This window comes from Bacillus sp. F9_6S_D1_P_5 (assembly GCF_054823925.1).
On sequence record NZ_JBTREW010000009.1, the window covers coordinates 108,618 to 126,896 of the forward strand.

9 protein-coding genes and 1 pseudogene are annotated in these 18,279 nt (G+C 34.8%); 1 reads left to right on the forward strand and 9 read right to left on the reverse strand.

Going from position 1 to position 18,279, the window contains the following annotated elements; all coding sequences use genetic code 11:
* Positions 1 to 71: 71 nt before the first annotated feature.
* A pseudogene (locus ACUXEY_RS13225) lies at positions 72 to 8,585 on the forward strand (DUF7507 domain-containing protein); the annotation flags it as partial.
* Positions 8,586 to 8,856: 271 nt separating this feature from the next.
* Here ACUXEY_RS13225 and ACUXEY_RS13230 read toward each other — a convergent pair.
* The 9 genes from ACUXEY_RS13230 to ACUXEY_RS13270 form a co-directional block, all read right to left on the reverse strand.
* Positions 8,857 to 10,404, reverse strand: coding sequence for a hypothetical protein (locus ACUXEY_RS13230; protein ID WP_461300902.1), 1,548 nt, complete (start codon positions 10,402 to 10,404; stop codon positions 8,857 to 8,859).
* Positions 10,405 to 10,496: 92 nt separating this feature from the next.
* The gene (locus ACUXEY_RS13235; RefSeq protein WP_461300903.1) at positions 10,497 to 11,549 is read right to left on the reverse strand and encodes a glycosyltransferase family 4 protein; all 1,053 of its coding nucleotides are present in this window, start codon (positions 11,547 to 11,549) and stop codon (positions 10,497 to 10,499) included.
* Positions 11,546 to 12,346, reverse strand: coding sequence for a glycosyltransferase family 2 protein (locus tag ACUXEY_RS13240; RefSeq protein ID WP_461300904.1), 801 nt, complete (start codon positions 12,344 to 12,346; stop codon positions 11,546 to 11,548). The genes ACUXEY_RS13235 and ACUXEY_RS13240 overlap by 4 nt, the downstream gene beginning before the upstream one ends.
* Positions 12,321 to 13,535 carry an O-antigen ligase family protein gene (locus ACUXEY_RS13245; RefSeq protein WP_461300905.1) on the reverse strand — a complete coding sequence of 405 codons (1,215 nt, stop codon included), beginning with the start codon at positions 13,533 to 13,535 and terminating at the stop codon, positions 12,321 to 12,323. Before ACUXEY_RS13245 ends, ACUXEY_RS13240 begins: the two co-directional genes overlap by 26 nt.
* A 3-nt stretch (positions 13,536 to 13,538) precedes the next feature.
* Positions 13,539 to 14,975, reverse strand: coding sequence for an oligosaccharide flippase family protein (locus ACUXEY_RS13250; RefSeq protein ID WP_461300906.1), 1,437 nt, complete (start codon positions 14,973 to 14,975; stop codon positions 13,539 to 13,541).
* 37 nt (positions 14,976 to 15,012) lie between these two features.
* Positions 15,013 to 15,651 (reverse strand): sugar transferase, encoded by a 639-nt coding sequence (locus ACUXEY_RS13255; protein WP_341013716.1) that lies wholly within the window; start codon positions 15,649 to 15,651, stop codon positions 15,013 to 15,015.
* Positions 15,652 to 15,669: 18 nt separating this feature from the next.
* Positions 15,670 to 16,290 carry a CpsD/CapB family tyrosine-protein kinase gene (locus ACUXEY_RS13260; protein ID WP_048527111.1) on the reverse strand — a complete coding sequence of 207 codons (621 nt, stop codon included), beginning with the start codon at positions 16,288 to 16,290 and terminating at the stop codon, positions 15,670 to 15,672.
* The gene (locus ACUXEY_RS13265) at positions 16,277 to 17,020 is read right to left on the reverse strand and encodes a YveK family protein (protein ID WP_461300907.1); all 744 of its coding nucleotides are present in this window, start codon (positions 17,018 to 17,020) and stop codon (positions 16,277 to 16,279) included. The genes ACUXEY_RS13260 and ACUXEY_RS13265 overlap by 14 nt, the downstream gene beginning before the upstream one ends.
* Positions 17,021 to 18,214, reverse strand: a complete 1,194-nt coding sequence (locus tag ACUXEY_RS13270; protein WP_166688507.1) for an acyltransferase family protein — start codon at positions 18,212 to 18,214, stop codon at positions 17,021 to 17,023.
* Positions 18,215 to 18,279 lie beyond the last annotated feature (65 nt).

Genomic DNA, 18,279 nt, shown 5'->3' on the forward strand with positions numbered 1-18,279 from the left:
ACATGTTTCCCTTTATTTGTCACACACATATCCTATTTTGACCAAGACTATATTGTAAATGAGGTGACAACATGCCCATTACGAATCGGTTTTCTACCACCACTAACGGCGCACTTGCGATTACAGGAAACACTCTCGGTTTAAGTAAGATCAGTAATCAAAACCGTGCTGGTACAATCGGGGCAATTGGCGCATTTATAACTACGAATACCGCCTTACAAGTTCCCACTTTTCCTGCCGGTACAACGTTAAACTATACACAAAATAGTTCTACCGCTATTTTAAATATCCCTGCTGGTAGTACGATTCTTTACGCAGAACTCATTTGGGGCGGCAACTACTTATCTCGTGACCAAAACATTACAAGTGTTTTAGGAAACCCAGTTTCTTTTACAACACCTGTTTCAACATACTCGATTACTCCTTCAGCTGTTACAGCTTCAAATCAAACTTTCGTTTCAAATTCTATTACATTTGGCTTTTACACGCGTTCAGCAGACGTAACAACCCTTATTCAAGCTGGGGGTTCTGGTTCTTATACTACGGGAGCTGTCCCTGGACTTGTAGATCCTATAGATGCTTCTAATGGAACAATTAATTCAGCTGGATGGACGCTTATCGTTGCTTATCAAAACGGGACATTACCAGCAAGGAACTTAACAATTTACGTAGCTGGAAACCGTGTTTCTGCTGATACTGGTAGTGCAGATGTAGCTGTTTCTGGATTCTTAACACCTTCAGGAGGACCTGTAAGCGGGAGATTATTTTTAAGTTCTATTGAAGGAGATGCAGATATAACAGGGGATCAAGCGTTATTTGGACCAAATTTCAGTTCATTAAATGCTTTATCTGGGCCAAATAATGCTGTAAATAACTTCTTCGGTTCTCAAGTGAATAATGCTGCAGGAAACTTAGATACAACTGGGACATTTGGAACGCGCAATCAAAGTGCCGCTACAAGCACAAATATCTCCGCAGGCCGGCAAGGTTGGGACATTACTTCTATTGATATTTCTCCTTATTTAACAAATTCCCAAGTCTCAGCTGCAATCCGTTTAACAACTAACGGAGATGCATATATGTTAAATACAGTCGGGTTACAAATTAATATAAACTCACCAAACATACAAGCAACGAAAAGCGTGAATAAAAGCGTCGCTGCAATTGGAGATGTCCTCACTTATACCGTTACTATCCCTAACACCGGCCTTCTGCCTGCTAATAACGTTATTTTTACAGACACACTCCCTAACGGCACTTCCTTCATACCTGGCACTGTAACGGTAGATAACGTACCACAAACAAATGCAAATCCGGCTGCTGGTATATCTCTTGGAACAATTAATAACAATGCTTCTCGTACAGTAACTTTCCAAGCAACTGTCGTTTCCCTTCCAAATCAGAATCCGATTTCTAACACTGCGAATATTACATTTCAATATACACCAATTGCTGGGGGAACGACTTTTAACGGTCTTGCAACAAGCAACTCTGCTGGAACACAAATTAATCTTGCAGATATTAATGGTACAAAATCAGTTAACAAAATCTTTACCGATATTGGCGAAACGTTAACTTACAGTATTGCCTTAGCTAATATAGGAAATATCGCGGCAACGAACGTTATATATACGGATCCGATTCCTAGCGGGACTACTTTCATTCCAGGGAGTGTAACTGTTAACGGGGTTACTCAAGCTGGCGCAAATCCCGCTACTGGTATATCAATTGGATCTATTGCTGCTAATTCTACGACTACGGTTTCATTTCAAGTATTCGTTCCTTCTATCCCGCAAACAAATCCAATATTAAATAGTGGTACAACAACTTATCAATACATTCCTGTGCCAAATCAACCGGCAGTAAGCGGGACTGATACGACGAATATCGTCTCCACTCAAGTGAATAATGCTACTGTAACAATGACGAAAGCAGTAGACAAAAATTTTGCAGATATTGGTGACACACTAACGTACACTGTTTCCTTTACAGGTACAGGTAATACGAATGCGAATAACGTTATTTTTACAGATGTCATTCCTACTGGAACAACTTTTGTTCTCAACAGTTTAACAATAGATGGCACGACACAAGTTGGAGCAAATCCCGCTACTGGTGTGAATATAGGATCTATTCCAACTGGCACAACAAAAAATGTTTCATTTCAAGTAGTAGTAAATACAATTCCAGCGTCGAATGTCATATCTAATGGTTCAAGCGCTTCTTATCAATATACCGTCAATCCTAGCCAATCACCCGTTACAAAAAACATTTCTTCTAATCTTGTTTCTACTCAAATTAACAATGCGAATTTAACATTAACAAAATCAACAAATAAACAATTTGCTACAATTGGCGAAACAATCAGTTATACAATTCTTATTACAAACAGTGGAAATACAACTGCTACGAACGTGCAACTAACAGATCCACTTCCAAATGGAACGATATTGACTCCTGGTACTGTAACACTAAACGGAGTTTTACAAAATGTAGATTCTCTCGTTGCTTTACCTATCGGAACAATTCCTGGCGGAGCTACTTTTACTCTTTCTTTCCAAGTAACAGTCATCAATATTACCGCCCAAAATCCTATCATTAATAATGCTTTCGCTTCTTATCTATATACTGTAAACCCAAGTCTGCCACCAACTTCAAAAACAGCAAATTCTAATTCTGTTACATCAACAATTAGACTAGCAAACCTTCAAGCTACTAAGTCTGTAGATAAAACATTTGCGGAAGTTGGAGATGTATTAACTTATACCTTTTCTCTTACAAACGATGGAAATGTTGCGGCGAACAATGTAGTACTATCCGATTCAATCGCGAATGGTACTGCCTTTGTACCAGACAGTGTTACGATTAACAATGTTACTCAACCAGGCGTTACACCAACTAGCATTACTATTGGTAGTATTAATGCCGGTACTACAATTACAGCTTCATTCAAAGTATTAATAACTAGCATCCCAAATCCAAACCCTATTTCAAATAGCGCTTCTATTTCCTATAACTTTATCGTTGATCCAAATGCTCCCCCTGTAAGTAAGAACACAACTTCAACCACTACATTTACTCAAGCAAATGACGCAAATGTCATTTCAGCAAAAACAGTGGATCGAGCATTTGCTACTGTTGGGGATGTATTAACTTATACCATTCTTTTAACGAATGCAGGAAGCGTTACAGCTGATAGTCCAACTTTCGTAGATACAAATCCAGATGGCACTACCTTTATTCCAAACACTTTCCTTATTAATGGTGTGCTACAAAATAATGCAGATCCGAACATCGGTGTTCCGTTACCTTCCATTCCTGCTAACGGTGAAATTACTGTTTCTTATCAAGTAACTGTCACCTATTTACCAGCGCAAAACCCAACAATAAATTCGTCTAGTACACAGTATAGTTTTATTTTAAACCCAGGAGATCCACCAACTATAGAAACCTCTTTAAGTAACACAGTAAGTACACAAATTAATTTAGCAAATGTAATTATTTTCAAGGATGTAGATTTAACTATCGCCGATGTTGGGCAACCAATCACATATACAATTGCCCTAGCTAACCCTGGAAATACTCCAGCAAATAACTTAGTCGTTACCGATATACTACCTCCTGGTACGACACTCGTACCAAATAGTATTTTTATAGGCGGCGCTTTACAGCTAGGTGCGGATCCAAGTGTTGGTCTTCAAGTTGGTACGATTCCAGCAGGCGGCATTACAACAATTGTTTTCCAAATTAGTGCAAATAGTTTACCTTCACCAAATCCAGTTCAAAACAGTGCTGCACTTCAATATAGCTTTATCGCAGATCCAAATTTACCTGCTGTTGTTAGAAATGCTACTAGCAATATCGTATCGACACAAATTAACACCGCAAATCTTGTTGCTACGAAACTAACAAGTACAAATTTCGCTGATGTTGGCGATATCATAACTTATGCAACAATTTTAACGAATAACGGCAATATCCCCGCCTCTAATGTAACTTTTACAGATATTATCCCAGCGGGGACCATCTTCCTTCCTAATACTGTAACGATTAACGGTGTCCCTATAGCAAATGCAAATCCTGCTAATGGCATTCTTATCGGTACGATAGGAGCGAATTCATCACGTACTGTTGCATTCCAGGTTTTTGTACCAACTATTCCTAGTGCAAATCCAATTACAAATCAATCAAGCACTACATTCCAATACACATATGATGCATCCAAACCAACCGTCATGCAGATGGTTTCCTCCAACACTGTACAGACAACTATTAATAACGCTACGATTACCTCTGCAAAATCTACAGATAAACAGTTTGCGAACGTAAATGATATCATTACGTACACGACTACTTTAACGAATAACGGAAACACACTTGCATCAAATATAGTGTTTACCGATGCCATTCCAAGCGGGACTTCTTTTATTCCAAATAGTGTAACAGTAAATGGGAATATACTGCCTAATGTAAATCCAGCGAATGGAATAGCAATTGATCCAATAAACCCGAATGCAAATACGATAATTTCGTTCCAAGTGCAAGTAAATTCCATCCCGAATCAGAATCCAATCCCGAATCAAAGTAACACAACGTACCAATATGTCGTAGACCCGAACTTACCTCTAGCATCCGCCAATGCATCAAGTAATGTAATAACAACTCAAATTAACAACGCTACGATTATCGCTACGAAATCAGTGAACATACCGAATGCTGCAATTGGAGATATCGTTACTTATACGATTGCAGTTACGAACACAGGAAATATCCCTGCTAGTGCTACAGTTTTAACGGATGGACTTGGACCAGGTGCATCCTTCATCCCCAATTCCGTTACGATCAATAACATTTCCCAACCTGGATTAGACCCTTCATTAGGTATTCATTTAGACGATATTTCACCAGGAGGCACTACTTTCATTACATTCCAAGTGAAAATTCTCGCTATTCCACCTAGTGGAACTTTAACGAATAATGCTCTTGTAAACTACGAATATGCAGTGAATCCAACTGAAACACCAGCTGTTGGTAGTACCGTTACAAACACGACAGTTACACCGATTATTGACGCTACTTTAGTAATAAATAAAAATGCTAGTACAACTTTCGCAACAATTGGAGATACGATTACATTCACCTCAGTTGTTACAAATACAGGAAATACTACCGCTAATAACATTGTTTTTACAGATTCCATTCCAAATGGTACCGCCTTTGTCCCAAATAGCTTTAAGATAAATGGTGTAACAATCCCGAATGCAAATCCACAAAACGGTATTACTATTGGTAATTTGAATTCAAATGCATCGGTTACACTTAGTTTTCAAGTGAATATTACAACTCTTCCAAATCCTAATCCCATTCCGAATCAATCATCGCTTCAATATAGCTTTATTGTTGATATAAATGAGTCGCCTGTTTCACGAACAGTTCAATCCAATACAACTTTTACACAAGTAAATACTGCGTCCGTTATCGCAACAAAAACTGCAAGCAGTGCTTTTGCTGCTGTTGGAGATACAATTACGTATACAACTACGCTCATTAATAGCGGAAATACTACCGCAAACACACCTGTTTTTATCGATATATTACCACCTGAACTTTCATTCGTTCCTGATAGCGTACAAATTAACACTATCCCACAACTTGGATTTAGACCAGATAGCGGGATTTCTTTAGACGCAATTCCGGTTGGAGGAACGACAATAGTTAGTTTTCAAGCGATCGTCGGCTCAATACCAGCTACAAATCCAACTTTAAATCAATCTAGTACGACATACTCTATCATTGTTGATCCTAACCAGCCACCAGTGACAGAAACAGCTACTAGTAATCCAACTTTAGTGCAAATTAACGAAGCAATTATCCAAGCAACGAAAAGTGTGGATCGACTATTTTCTGACATCGCACCTGGAAATTCATTTTTAACGTATACAGTTTTATTAGAGAATATAGGAAACACGACTGCTACGAATATCATGTTTACAGATTCGATTCCAAATAATACAGTATTCATAGAAGATAGCGTTCGAGTAGGCGGGGTTTTATTACCTGGAGTAAATCCAGCAAACGGGATACCAATTGGGGATATTATTGCAGGAGATTTTATAAACGTTACCTTCCGCGTGCAAGTAGTTAGTATTCCAAATCCTATTTTTACAATCGGACCTGGAGGGCCAAATTCACCAGTTGTAAACGGTGCTTTCATTGATTATCAATTTATGACAGGACCTAATTTACCACTTGTTTCACGAAGTACGACATCTAATTCTGTTTCGACACAAATAAATTCTGGGGAAGTTGTGGCAATCAAATCTGTAGATAAAACTTTCGCTACGATTGGCGATACAATTTCTTATACAATTACATTAAGTAATCCTGGAAATGTCACTTCACAAAATATAATTTTTACGGATATTTTACCTGAAGGAACAACATTTATTTCCGGAACTTTAACAAATGATTCTGGTACACAGCAAATTGGAAATCCTGGGAACGGAATACAGATTGGAAATATAAATCCAAGTGGAACGACCGTTATTACTCTCAATGTTCTTGTTACAAATATTCCAAGTATAAATCCAATTTCTAATTTTAGTTCCGTACAATTTGAACATGTGGTTGATCCTAGCCAACCTTCTGTATTACAAACAACTATATCAAATACGGTTTCAACGACCATTAATAGCGCAATATTAACTACAACAAAAACTGTTGATAAATCGGTTATTTCCGTCGGGGATACACTTACGTATACAACGACTATTACGAATACAGGAAATACACCAGCTACAAATATAACTTTTACAAGTGCCATTCCTCCTAGTACTACTTTCGTACCAGATTCGGTCACAATAAATGGAATCCAACAGCTTGGTGCACAGCCAGCACTTGGAGTAACTATACCAAATATCGCTCCAGGTGAAACAGTAACTGTTACTTTCCAAGTAAATGTTATTTCTGTTCCCCCTTCAAGCTCGATTATGGGTAACGATACGATTTTATACTCTTATACTGTTGATCCAAACGGAGCTCCTGCTACTACTTCTACTTCAACGAATATTGTTACAAATCCTGTATTAGATGCTATGATTACGATGACTAAATCAGTCGATCAAACACTTGTAACGCTAGGTGATACCATTACCTATACGACAATTTTAACGAATAGCGGTAATACAAATGCTACGAATATTACGTTCACTGACCTTATACCAGATGGTACAACGTTTATTACTGATAGCGTTACAATTGATGGCATCACACAAATTGGGCTTAATCCTAATACAGGCATAACAATTGGATCGATTGCTCCTAACAGCTCAATAGCAATAGCATTTCAAGTTACCGCTACTTCTACTCCTGTTCAAAATCCTATTGCCAATTCCGCTAGTGCTTCTTACACATTTATCTCTGATCCTAATGCCCCTATTGTTTCAAGGAATGTTACTTCAAACACAGTGTTCACTACAATTAACACAGCTACCATTCTTTCATTAAAACAAGTCGATAAATCCTTTAGTCGTATTGGCGACACACTCACCTATACTGTCACTTTAACAAACAATGGAAACTCATCCGCACAAAATGTTATTTTCTCAGATACACTGCCGAGCGGAACTACATTTATTGCAAACTCATTTTCTATTAACGGGGTTCCTCAAAGTGGAGCGGATCCATCGAACGGTGTAAATATTGGACCTATAACAGCTGGGTCTACAGTAAATGTTTCATTCCAAGTAAACGTGGCGTCATTACCAACCGAAAACCCAATTGTAAATTTCTCATCAACATCGTATCAATTGGTCTCACCGCCTGATGCAGAAACTTCAATTAGTAATCCTGTTTCAACGCAAATTAACGAAGCTATATTATCCATGACGAAAAATGAAAGTGTCTCCTTTGCAGATATTGGGCAAACTGCTTTTTATACTACTTCTATTTCGAATATAGGAAATACGGATGCGACGAATATTGTATTCACGGATGTATTACCGAGTGGACTCACATTTGTTCCTAACACATTAACTGTTGATGGTGTTTTACAACCTGACGCGAATCCAAATACCGGTGTATTACTTGTAACACTTCCTCCAAATGAAATATATAGTATCGTTTTTCAAGTTACCGTGGACAATATCCCTCCTAGTAACCCAGCACCCAATACAGCATCAACGACGTATGAGTTTACTGTTGATCCTGTTAATCCTCCCGTTTCAAGCACAGCTAATTCTAATACGACGCTTCTTCAAATAAACAACGCAACTATTATTAGTACAAAAACAGCAAATCTTGCTTTTGCGGACGTTGGTAATACAATAACATTTACACTTAACCTTCCTAATACAGGGAATGTGGCTGCAACTGATGTTACCGTTATCGATGTACTTGATAGCAATTTAAGTTTCGTTCCAAACAGTTTCACAGTTAATGGGCAAACTATTCCAAATGCTGATTTATCTACTGGTGTAAATATCGGTTCCATTAATGGTGGAAGCACATCAATTGTCACATTCCAAGCCACTGTTTCAACCCTACCAAGCAACAATCCTATTTCTAATTCAGCTCTTACCAATTACAGTAACGGTTACAAGTAACGAAAACATCGTCACCTTTGTTCCAGAAAATCCAGATGAAACACTTCCAAATTTAAATTGCTTCTTTGACGGGGAACGTTTTATACGCATTACTCCTCGGAATATACGAAACTACTTTTGGACTTGGATATGGTGGCGTTAATGTAAACAAAAAGAGATTGTAGTTTGGTTGAAACCAAATTACAATCTCTTTTTCATTCCCTTTATCGTACTACCTAATAATTCATCCAAGTATTTACAACCAATCATCATCTCAAGTTATTTTAGTTGTAATAAGTTGGCCGGCCTCATTAATAGTCACTTTCCATTTCACTCCACTAGTAGTCTTCATAACGATACCTTTACTTGCCTCTATTTCAATATCTCCAAACATTTTTCCGCCTGTTGTTGCTAACCAAGCGTTCCCATTTTCCATAGAAGACCTTGCAAACATACGATTAATTCGAAAACGCTTATGATCTTGAACGTAACCACTGAGTGTAATTCTTATTTTATATAACTGACTCGCCTTCATATTCGATATAATTGTATCACCTACATTTAATGGAACGTCTAATGCAACAACCCAATTTCCAGTTGCGCTTAATGCATATTCAATTTTAATTTTCTTTGGACTCTCTCCCCATCCAAAATACATGCCAAAACAATTTAACATTTTGATTGGATTTTTTGTAAAATCTAGTTCGATCACAACTGGATTACTATCTAGAACATCGATATAATTTACACTTTGTTCATCTATTAAATTAAAGCAATTCGCGAGATTCCCCCCGTAAGGTAATTTCCCACTTGCTTGCTTAACAGTATACTTCTGCTGAGCGTTTACTAAAATATCATCTTGGTTCCCTATTAAATGAGGTTTATTTAACGTAATCGGCAACTGAATCCGAAGAGATTCTTCATAGGTAGACTTACAAACATTGTATTGTCCTTTATCTACAATAGTTGTGGAAAGTAAATTCGAAAAAAGGTAGTTACGATGTGAATTAGAAGAAAATTCAATGACAATCGGTTCGCTACTCATCCGGTACGTATCCCAAATCATACAATCAAATGTATTATAGGCACCCGTACAACGAATTACTTTTTTCGTTTGCTGTCTACATTGTACTTGAATATCATGAAATGTATTACCTGAACTTTCATTTGGCAAATCACTATTTCCATCTACTTCTATCCCATACTGACATCCATCAATAAATATAGATTGAAATACATTTGCATTAATCCAGCACGGTGTATTTATATCATCTATAAATTCTGTCTTTAAATGTATTGCAGTTTGAAAGTTTTTAATTTGAATAAAGTTAACTTGAAAGAAACTAATATAATCCCATGCTTTTTGACAATAAAAGTGTATAGCCTTTCCTTTATATGACGACGTTGCATTTATTATATTTATATTTGATATAAGAGAGTGATTAGGAACTTCTATTTGTTGTGAACCGGAAACATAAATAACTGCGGATTGAAACAGTGGATTTATAACTTGAACTGTACCACCTGTTATAGACGCATTTTGTTGCAGTTCAAACGCATTAAAATCTCCATCAATTTGCAACGTAACAGTAGGATCAAGCTCTAATCTTACATTTGATTTAATAATAATCGGCTTTACAATTTTGTACGTATTTACGCCTGTAATTCTTACAGTGGAAATCCGATTCGATACACAATATTCAATCGCTTGTTGAATCGCTATTGAACTATCATTTCCCGAGTTCGGAACTGCACCAAAACAATCAATATGGACACTATTTTCAGGTACACAATCTTCTTGTGATGAAATATACTCTGTCAAAACAAATTCACTCCTCATATTACCTTTTTCATATAATATGTGAGTTTTATCTTAAAAGTTTCTATAATAAAAAAAACAAACGACTTCTACAGTCATTTGTTTAATTCATATAAATCTTTCGTTTCTTCTATCATTTTAGTTAACGAGAAATCTCTCTCTGCTTTCTCTCGTGCTTTCAGTCTAATACCATTCACCTTTTCTTCATTCTCTTTTAACTCCTCAAGCGCACTTACAAATATTAATTCGCAATATTCAGATACCAAAACACCTGATTCTCCATCTATTACCGCTTCATTTATTCCGCCGACATCTATTGAAATAATTGGTGTCCCTGTCGCCATCGCTTCAATTACCACCATCGGAAACACTTCTCGAAAAGATAATAAAAGTAAGGCATCCATATTTCCTATAAATCCATGTGGTTCCGAAATATTACCTAACATCTTTACATTTTGCTGCAATCCATACTTTTCTATTTCTTTCATAATAGACTCTTTCTCTGGTCCATCACCAGCAATATAAAACTTAAAATCATCTCTCTTTTTCAACACATTTGCAATTTTTACAAATAGTTGATGGTTTTTTTCTTTGGATAATCTAGCTAATATCCCTACATTATAAGTAGATTCTGTCTTTTTCTGCCGGAATAAAAACTTTTCAATATCCACACCGTTATAAATCGTCTTTATTTTTTCTGCAGCTACATGCATTGAAATTAAATTATTTTTTTCAAACTCACTTACTGTAATAATATTGTTCACATATTTATTCATGAAATAACGAAAAAGAATTGGCATTTTCTTTTCTAATATCGTTACATTATGTTTCGTATACACGACTTTTATCTTTTTTTTCATAAACTTTTGAAGTAGAAATGAATATAACACCATTCGTAAACTATTTGCATGAATAATTTCTATCTTTCGTTCACATATTTCTCTTCGCAAGCAATAAATATTCCCTAAATGATTCCATCGACTAAGCAACATAAAATTTTCTTTTCTAGTAAGAGATTCATATAGTTCTCCATCACCTGCAGCTGTATAAACTGTAAAGTTCTCATCACGCAAATTGCTTTCCAATTTACAGAAATAACTTTCAGCTCCTCCAGTTATCAATTTGTCTGTCATCAACAATATATTCATAATTGCGTCTTCCCAACTACATTGATTTTATTTTTTCTATAGGCATGAAAAGCATACTTACTAAAATAGTAAAAAATTTGCACTGCATTCAATCTTTTTTGCTCCTTTAATAATTTCCAATACCGAAAAGCCGCTCTCATTTTATTTCTCGAAACAGAATTTTCTACAATTCTATACTTCGCTAACACTTGCTGTATTCCTTTCGCTTCATACCCTTCATGTAATAAATTCAGCCATAGCGCTGTATCTTCTGGCTGCACATTAGGCATTTCAATATGCGGAATTTTTTCACGATCAATCATTACCGTTAAACAACCGATAATTGTATTCCCTGCCAAACGATGATAGTCAACAGATTTTGGTACATTCACTTCTCGATTTAGTTCATTACCGTTTTCATCGATTAAACGATACGCTGCATATGAAAAGGCCGCATTCGTTTCTTCCATAAATAATAATTGCGTCTGCAATTTATGTGGCAACCATATATCATCACTATCTAAAAAAGCAATATACCTTCCTCTTGCCTCTGCAATCGCTAAATTCCGAGCTTTAGCAGCACCAACATTTTCTTTTAATGATAATACCCTAATACGCGAGTCCCCTTCTATTAGCTCTTTAATTTTTTCAAGAGATTGGTCAGTTGAAGCATCATCAACGATAATCATTTCCCAATTTTCATATGATTGATTTTGTACAGATAAAACCGTCTCACCTATAAATTGGATACTATTATAAGAAGGTGTTATTACAGAAACATGAGGCGCCTTATTATGTGCTGATAGACATTTTACCATCTACCTTTCCCCTTCCTTCATATATTGAAATGTACTTCACAACAATTGCTAAAAATAAAAAGAACGCTTCGTTAATAATGAGTGACAATGACATCATCTGAAATAAAAATGCAATCATAGTCAATAAAAGATACGGTTTTTCACGAAACAGAGTATACTGTGTTAACTTGAACATTAATATGAATAAGAAAGCGCTATATAAAAGAAAACCAATTGTACCTGATTCAGACAAAATTTCTAAAAATGTATTGTGTACATATAATTTTTCATTAAATTGAAACTCATAATAATTCGAAAAATTAAACGCGCCGATTCCGATATATGGATTGGATAAATAATATTTAAAAGCAGCTTCCCATAACATAAATCTACCACTTCCATTATCGTGTGAAAAATCAGAAATTCGCTTATTCAATATGTCATCCAATTGGCCACCCATTACACTATTCGATAAACTAAAAATTACTACGCCAAACAATAGTAAACTCATTATTATTTTTATTTTTTTTGCAAAACTAGATGTACATACATATACAAAAACGACAAGTACGAGTGCTAATATTCCTCCTCTTGAAAAAGTTAATAAACTTGTCGTAACACATAAAATCAATCCAAAAATGTTCGTCACATTATGTAGATTTGTCATATAATACATAAAAAATATTGTATTATAAAAAATAAAAATGTTAGGATCATCTAACAAACCAATTAATCTTGGATACCCTCTATCAACTAATAGCCCCGCAAAAATTTCCCTTTCTTCTCCACCGTATAATCCAAAGTGCTGTAAACCGACTATATACAGTATTAGGCTTACAATATTAAATACTAATCCTACATAGGCAATAGATGATTCCAGTGTTGCTATTCCAACATTTCCTACTAAATTTCTCATTATAAAATAACACCCTAAAACAAGTAGCACACCAAAAATCATACGAATACTAGCATGTAAATATATAGAAAAAACTCCACTGAAACAATAGATGAAATAAAATAGTAAAAATACAATTTCATGAAAATATAGCTTCTGAATATGAAAGTTTTTAACTGTTAAACAAAAATAGATGACTAAAAAAATCATATATATCTTCAATGAAAACCCAATATATATGTTGTATTTACTTAACATGACAAATAATATTAAGAGCATAATCCATTTCATCGATATTTTCATATTATTTTCCATAGGCTATATCCCCTGTTTCGTAATATAATCCTTTTTGCGTGTTTTTCTTATAAACGAAAGAAGAAGTTTTTTCAGCTCATAATCATATAGGAATATACCAACTATTACGATTAACGTATTAAGAACGAGCGCAATGAAATGATATGCATGCAATATATATTGCACTCCAATAAAAGTTACGCCAAAATAAATTGTATAAGGTATAACAATTTGAAATACAATTTTCCCCTTCACTGCACTTACTGCTATATATCCAACTAAAGCTACAATTTCAAATAAAACCATAGCATAAGCCGCCCCTATCACTCCACCAATGCTACTCAGGCTATAAAGCATAATCCCACCTATCACTAATGCTATACATTGTACAAACGTTCTTTTATTTTGATGTCCACTCGTCGTTAAGCCGTCAGCTATAGCAATATTTAAACTTTGCAGCACAATGAGAAATGATAATATTTGAAGTGGTTCTACTGCATTTCTCCATTCCTCATGAAAAAATATAGAAATAAAATATGGCGCTAAATGATATAAACCTATCGTCATACATATTCCCACAATCGCCATTGATTTTATTTGAAGTAAGTTTAATTTCGTGTGCTCTTCTATTTTATTCTGATTATAATGCTTAAAGAGCACTGGATAAAATGCCCCTGCAATTACCCCTGGTACTTGATATAAAGCTGCTGGCATCCGATACGCCACCGCGAAAACACCTACCATACTTAATGGCAATGTATAGTTAAGTAAGATAGGTGCTAATTGTGGCGTACTCATTATTAAAAAACCACTAATAATAAAAGGCGGCAATTGCCAAAATAACGCTTTATGAATTACGACTTTCATATTCATACTCGCCTTTCTTTTCATTACATATATACTGAATACACCACCGATCATATAACCAAATCCATATAAACGAGCAGTTATATAAACTGGTAACTCTCCGAAAATACAAAAACATGTAATGATAATGACAACTATCGCTGATACCACTTTAATAAGCGCTATATACTTCATACGCTCCGTCAGCTGAAAGTAGGCAATCCCTATATTTTGCCAAGTTAATCCTATTAACATGAAAAACATTACGTTTATCATCATGTAAATTAAATTTCTATCCGCATACATATAATGAATAGCAATATAGCCGATTATAGAAATACATATAAGTAGAATCATCCTTACTTTTATATACGATGATAAAATCGTCTCTAAATCTACTCCATCTTTTGCGCCTTCTCGAAGAAACGTATTCGTAAGTCCTAAATCTGTAAAAAATAACATAACAAACGTCACTGCTATGGCAACACTAAACATCCCATAATTTTGTGCATTAAAAAAATTTGCTAAAGCAATTAAACTCACAGCCTGAAGAAGATTAGCTAAAATCGTGCTATAAAATAGATGGATAATATTATTTAAAATAGATCTACCCATACCTGTTCTCCTTTGCAAGCAACCTACTTACATATATTTATCTTGCACCATTACCGTTAAATACTATTAAAACGGTTTTACATAAAATACGAACGTCCATCTTAATCGTTTTCATTTCAATATACTCCATGTCCCATTTCAACTTTTCTTTCGGATCAAGATTATACCCTCCATTTATTTGTGCCCATCCTGTTAGCCCTGGTTTCACAATTAAGCGACTTTTAAATTCTGGAATATACGCATCAAATTGTTTATAAAAATACTCTCTCTCTGGTCTAGGGCCAACAAAAGACATCTCACCTTTTAAAATATTTAAAAGTTGCGGCAACTCATCAATTCTCGTTTTTCTTATAAATGCTCCAACTTTAGTAATTCTTGAATCATTTTCATCTGCCCATTGTGGCCCATTTATTTCAGCATCTTTTACCATCGACCTTAATTTAAATACATTAAATTTCTTCCCGTTCATCCCTAAACGTTCTTGAAAATAAATTGGAGCTCCTGCTGTTTCAAAAACAATCATAATACAAAAGAACAACATAATTGGTAGCGTTAATAGTAACAATATGAGTGAAAATATAATATCAAACAAGCGCTTTATACTTCGATTCAAAATACTGGTCTTTTCTTGGGCCGGAATCATATACAACTTGGCTTGATTTGTTTCACGAATCATAGATCGTTACCCCCACATTCAAGAATATAAAACTATACCTATTAATTCACATTCTTTCCGCTTTATATCCGCTATTACTTTTTGCACGGTACGCAGAGAATCTTTTCGCCTCTTGACTGCTAAAATTACTCCATCGCACTTCCCTGCAATCATGTGCGTAGCAGGAAGCTCAAATACTTCAGAGGAATACAAGAAAATGTAATCAAAATCTTCTTTCCACTTCGCAATTACATGATCAAATTCATCCGTAGTAACTAAAGGCGTACCACTGTGTACTGTTTTTTGGGCTGGAATACAATATAAGTATTTAGATAAATTACTAGAAAAAGATTCATAACTACAAGGGGCATCACTTATTATATCGTTCACTGTTTTCGTATAATTGCTTTGTAATAGTAGATGTAATTTAGGATCAGAAAAATTCACATCGATAAGTAGCACCTTTTTTTTCATTTCCGCAAACACTAGACCTATATTTACTATAAGCGAAGCAACAACGCCTCTATCCTTTGTTGAACTTACTGTGAACACTTGTTTCCCCGATTTTTTCAGCTCATGATACACCGTATAAAACTGCTCTTTCATTAGAGCATCATGAGGATCAAATGGCAGCTTTTTCTTCGTCTTAAACATCGACATGTTCACCTCGATATATAGATGATTTCGTATCAATTTCTGTAGATTTCTTTTTTCTTTTCGGTTTCATATTTATGTAACCAATAACAGGAATTGTTGTTATTTTCTCCAAATCTTGCTCCACGTATATACGCTCATCAAAATAATCTCGAAATACAGCTAAACCTACCCCAACAAAAAAACTAACAATTAAAGAGATAGGGATGATAAGTTGAAATTTCGGAAACAACTTTTCAGCTTTTTCCTGTAACTCAGGATCAGTTAATATCTTTATCCCCTGTACATTCGTATACTGTTGAAAGCTTTTTTGAGATTGTTCTGCCAATGACTTTACAATTTCTTTTACGATTGTAGGATCCGAACCTTTCACTGTAACAGTAACAATTTGTGAATTGTCCATATTCACCACTGAAATCTTTTGAGCTAATTCATAACTTGATTGCTCTAATTTTAAAGTCTTTTTGACTGTTGAAATAATAAGTGGGCTTTTTAAAATATCAACATACGACGTTACAAGCTGCTTATTTTCCTGTGTTTTATTCATCGCATTCTCCTTATTAAACCCGTCTAAATTCCCAACGAGAATTTGCGTTGAATATTGATACGAAGGCTTTAATACGTACATAGAGATAAGAACTAAAGAAGCTGTTAAACAACTCATTGTTAAAATGATCGTTACGAATCTTCTTTTCAATAATTGTTGAAAATCTTTTATACTCATTTCCTGCTTCAATTATTTCACCGCCTTTGTCTGATTCATATTCTGCAAATCATTCTTTACAGATAACCCTTTCTTCTTTCTATTCGCTTGCTTTGTTACATACTTTCCGACTCTGAATGCAAATTTTTCTACAAATATATATGAAAGCATTGCAAGTATAAACGAAAAAACGAGTGAAAAAATTAAAATAATAGGCAACGGCAATATTTCATGGAGCATGTATATAAGGGAAAATAACGATATGATATGGTATAAATAAAGACTGTAAGAAATCTTCCCCAAATATAACAAGTATTTATTACGCAGCAAGGATGACAAAGTTGATACTGACAAACTTAATATGACAAATAAACATGCACTTATCGCTATTACGTAGTCTCGAAATATAAAATTATTGAGCAATTTAATTTCTCCAATAAGCCCTTCATACATATAAAGTAAAATCGCAAATAAAAACCATGCAATTTTCTCATTTTTAGTACGATTACTATAAAAAACTATTACATTTTCTTTATATTTCGCAACTAGTGCTCCTAGTAAAAATAGCACTGTGTAATGTAGAGTTAATGCATAACTAGTTAATGTCAAACTTGAGTGAAATAATAATAAAATCAAGACAGAACATATACTAAAACTAAACAATGACAATAATGAACCCCTCAAAGTTTTTCGTAAACAAACCATCAAAACTAACGGGAAAATCATTGATATTCGCATTTCATGAACAAGTGACCAAATTACGCCGTTATATGCATCTGTATTATATTTCCCAACCAATAATATATGCTGCACAATTAAGCTTAAAGAACTTTCAATCGTCCATGAGCGATTAAACCATTCACTTAAATGAGAAATTCCATATTCACTCATTGTAGTTTGGCATAAAATAGCTATAAGTATTGCTACGATATATGGAATATAAATTCTGCATATACGTTTTAAAAGGAACGACCCATAACTATCGTAGTTGTTTTGAATGGATCTATACAAAACAAATCCACTCAAAACAAAAAAGATAATAACAGATTCGTTACCACTACTAAAAATTAAGCGAGCAGGCGTTTCTTTTAATAGATACATAACAAATGGTTTATTATCTTCATAACTGTAATTTTGAAATACTGAAAAAATCATTAAATGATGACCAATCATTACTACCAATGAAGAAATCCCTCTAATTGAATCCAATTCTTCATACCTATTCATCGCTTTATATCAACTCCTAATGAAATGATAATAATCATTTCAAAGCGACACCATTATTCATATTC

Excerpts from the sequence above, each read along its gene's own strand:
- ACUXEY_RS13250 (WP_461300906.1), bottom strand. The coding sequence starts at position 14,975 with ATGGGTAGATCTATTTTAAATAATATTATCCATCTATTTTATAGCACG.
- ACUXEY_RS13235 (WP_461300903.1), bottom strand. The coding sequence starts at position 11,549 with ATGAATATATTGTTGATGACAGACAAATTGATAACTGGAGGAGCTGAA.
- ACUXEY_RS13255 (WP_341013716.1), bottom strand. The coding sequence starts at position 15,651 with ATGATTCGTGAAACAAATCAAGCCAAGTTGTATATGATTCCGGCCCAA.
- ACUXEY_RS13260 (WP_048527111.1), bottom strand. The coding sequence starts at position 16,290 with ATGTCGATGTTTAAGACGAAGAAAAAGCTGCCATTTGATCCTCATGAT.
- ACUXEY_RS13245 (WP_461300905.1), bottom strand. The coding sequence starts at position 13,535 with ATGGAAAATAATATGAAAATATCGATGAAATGGATTATGCTCTTAATA.
- ACUXEY_RS13270 (WP_166688507.1), bottom strand. The coding sequence starts at position 18,214 with ATGAATAGGTATGAAGAATTGGATTCAATTAGAGGGATTTCTTCATTG.
- ACUXEY_RS13240 (WP_461300904.1), bottom strand. The coding sequence starts at position 12,346 with ATGGTAAAATGTCTATCAGCACATAATAAGGCGCCTCATGTTTCTGTA.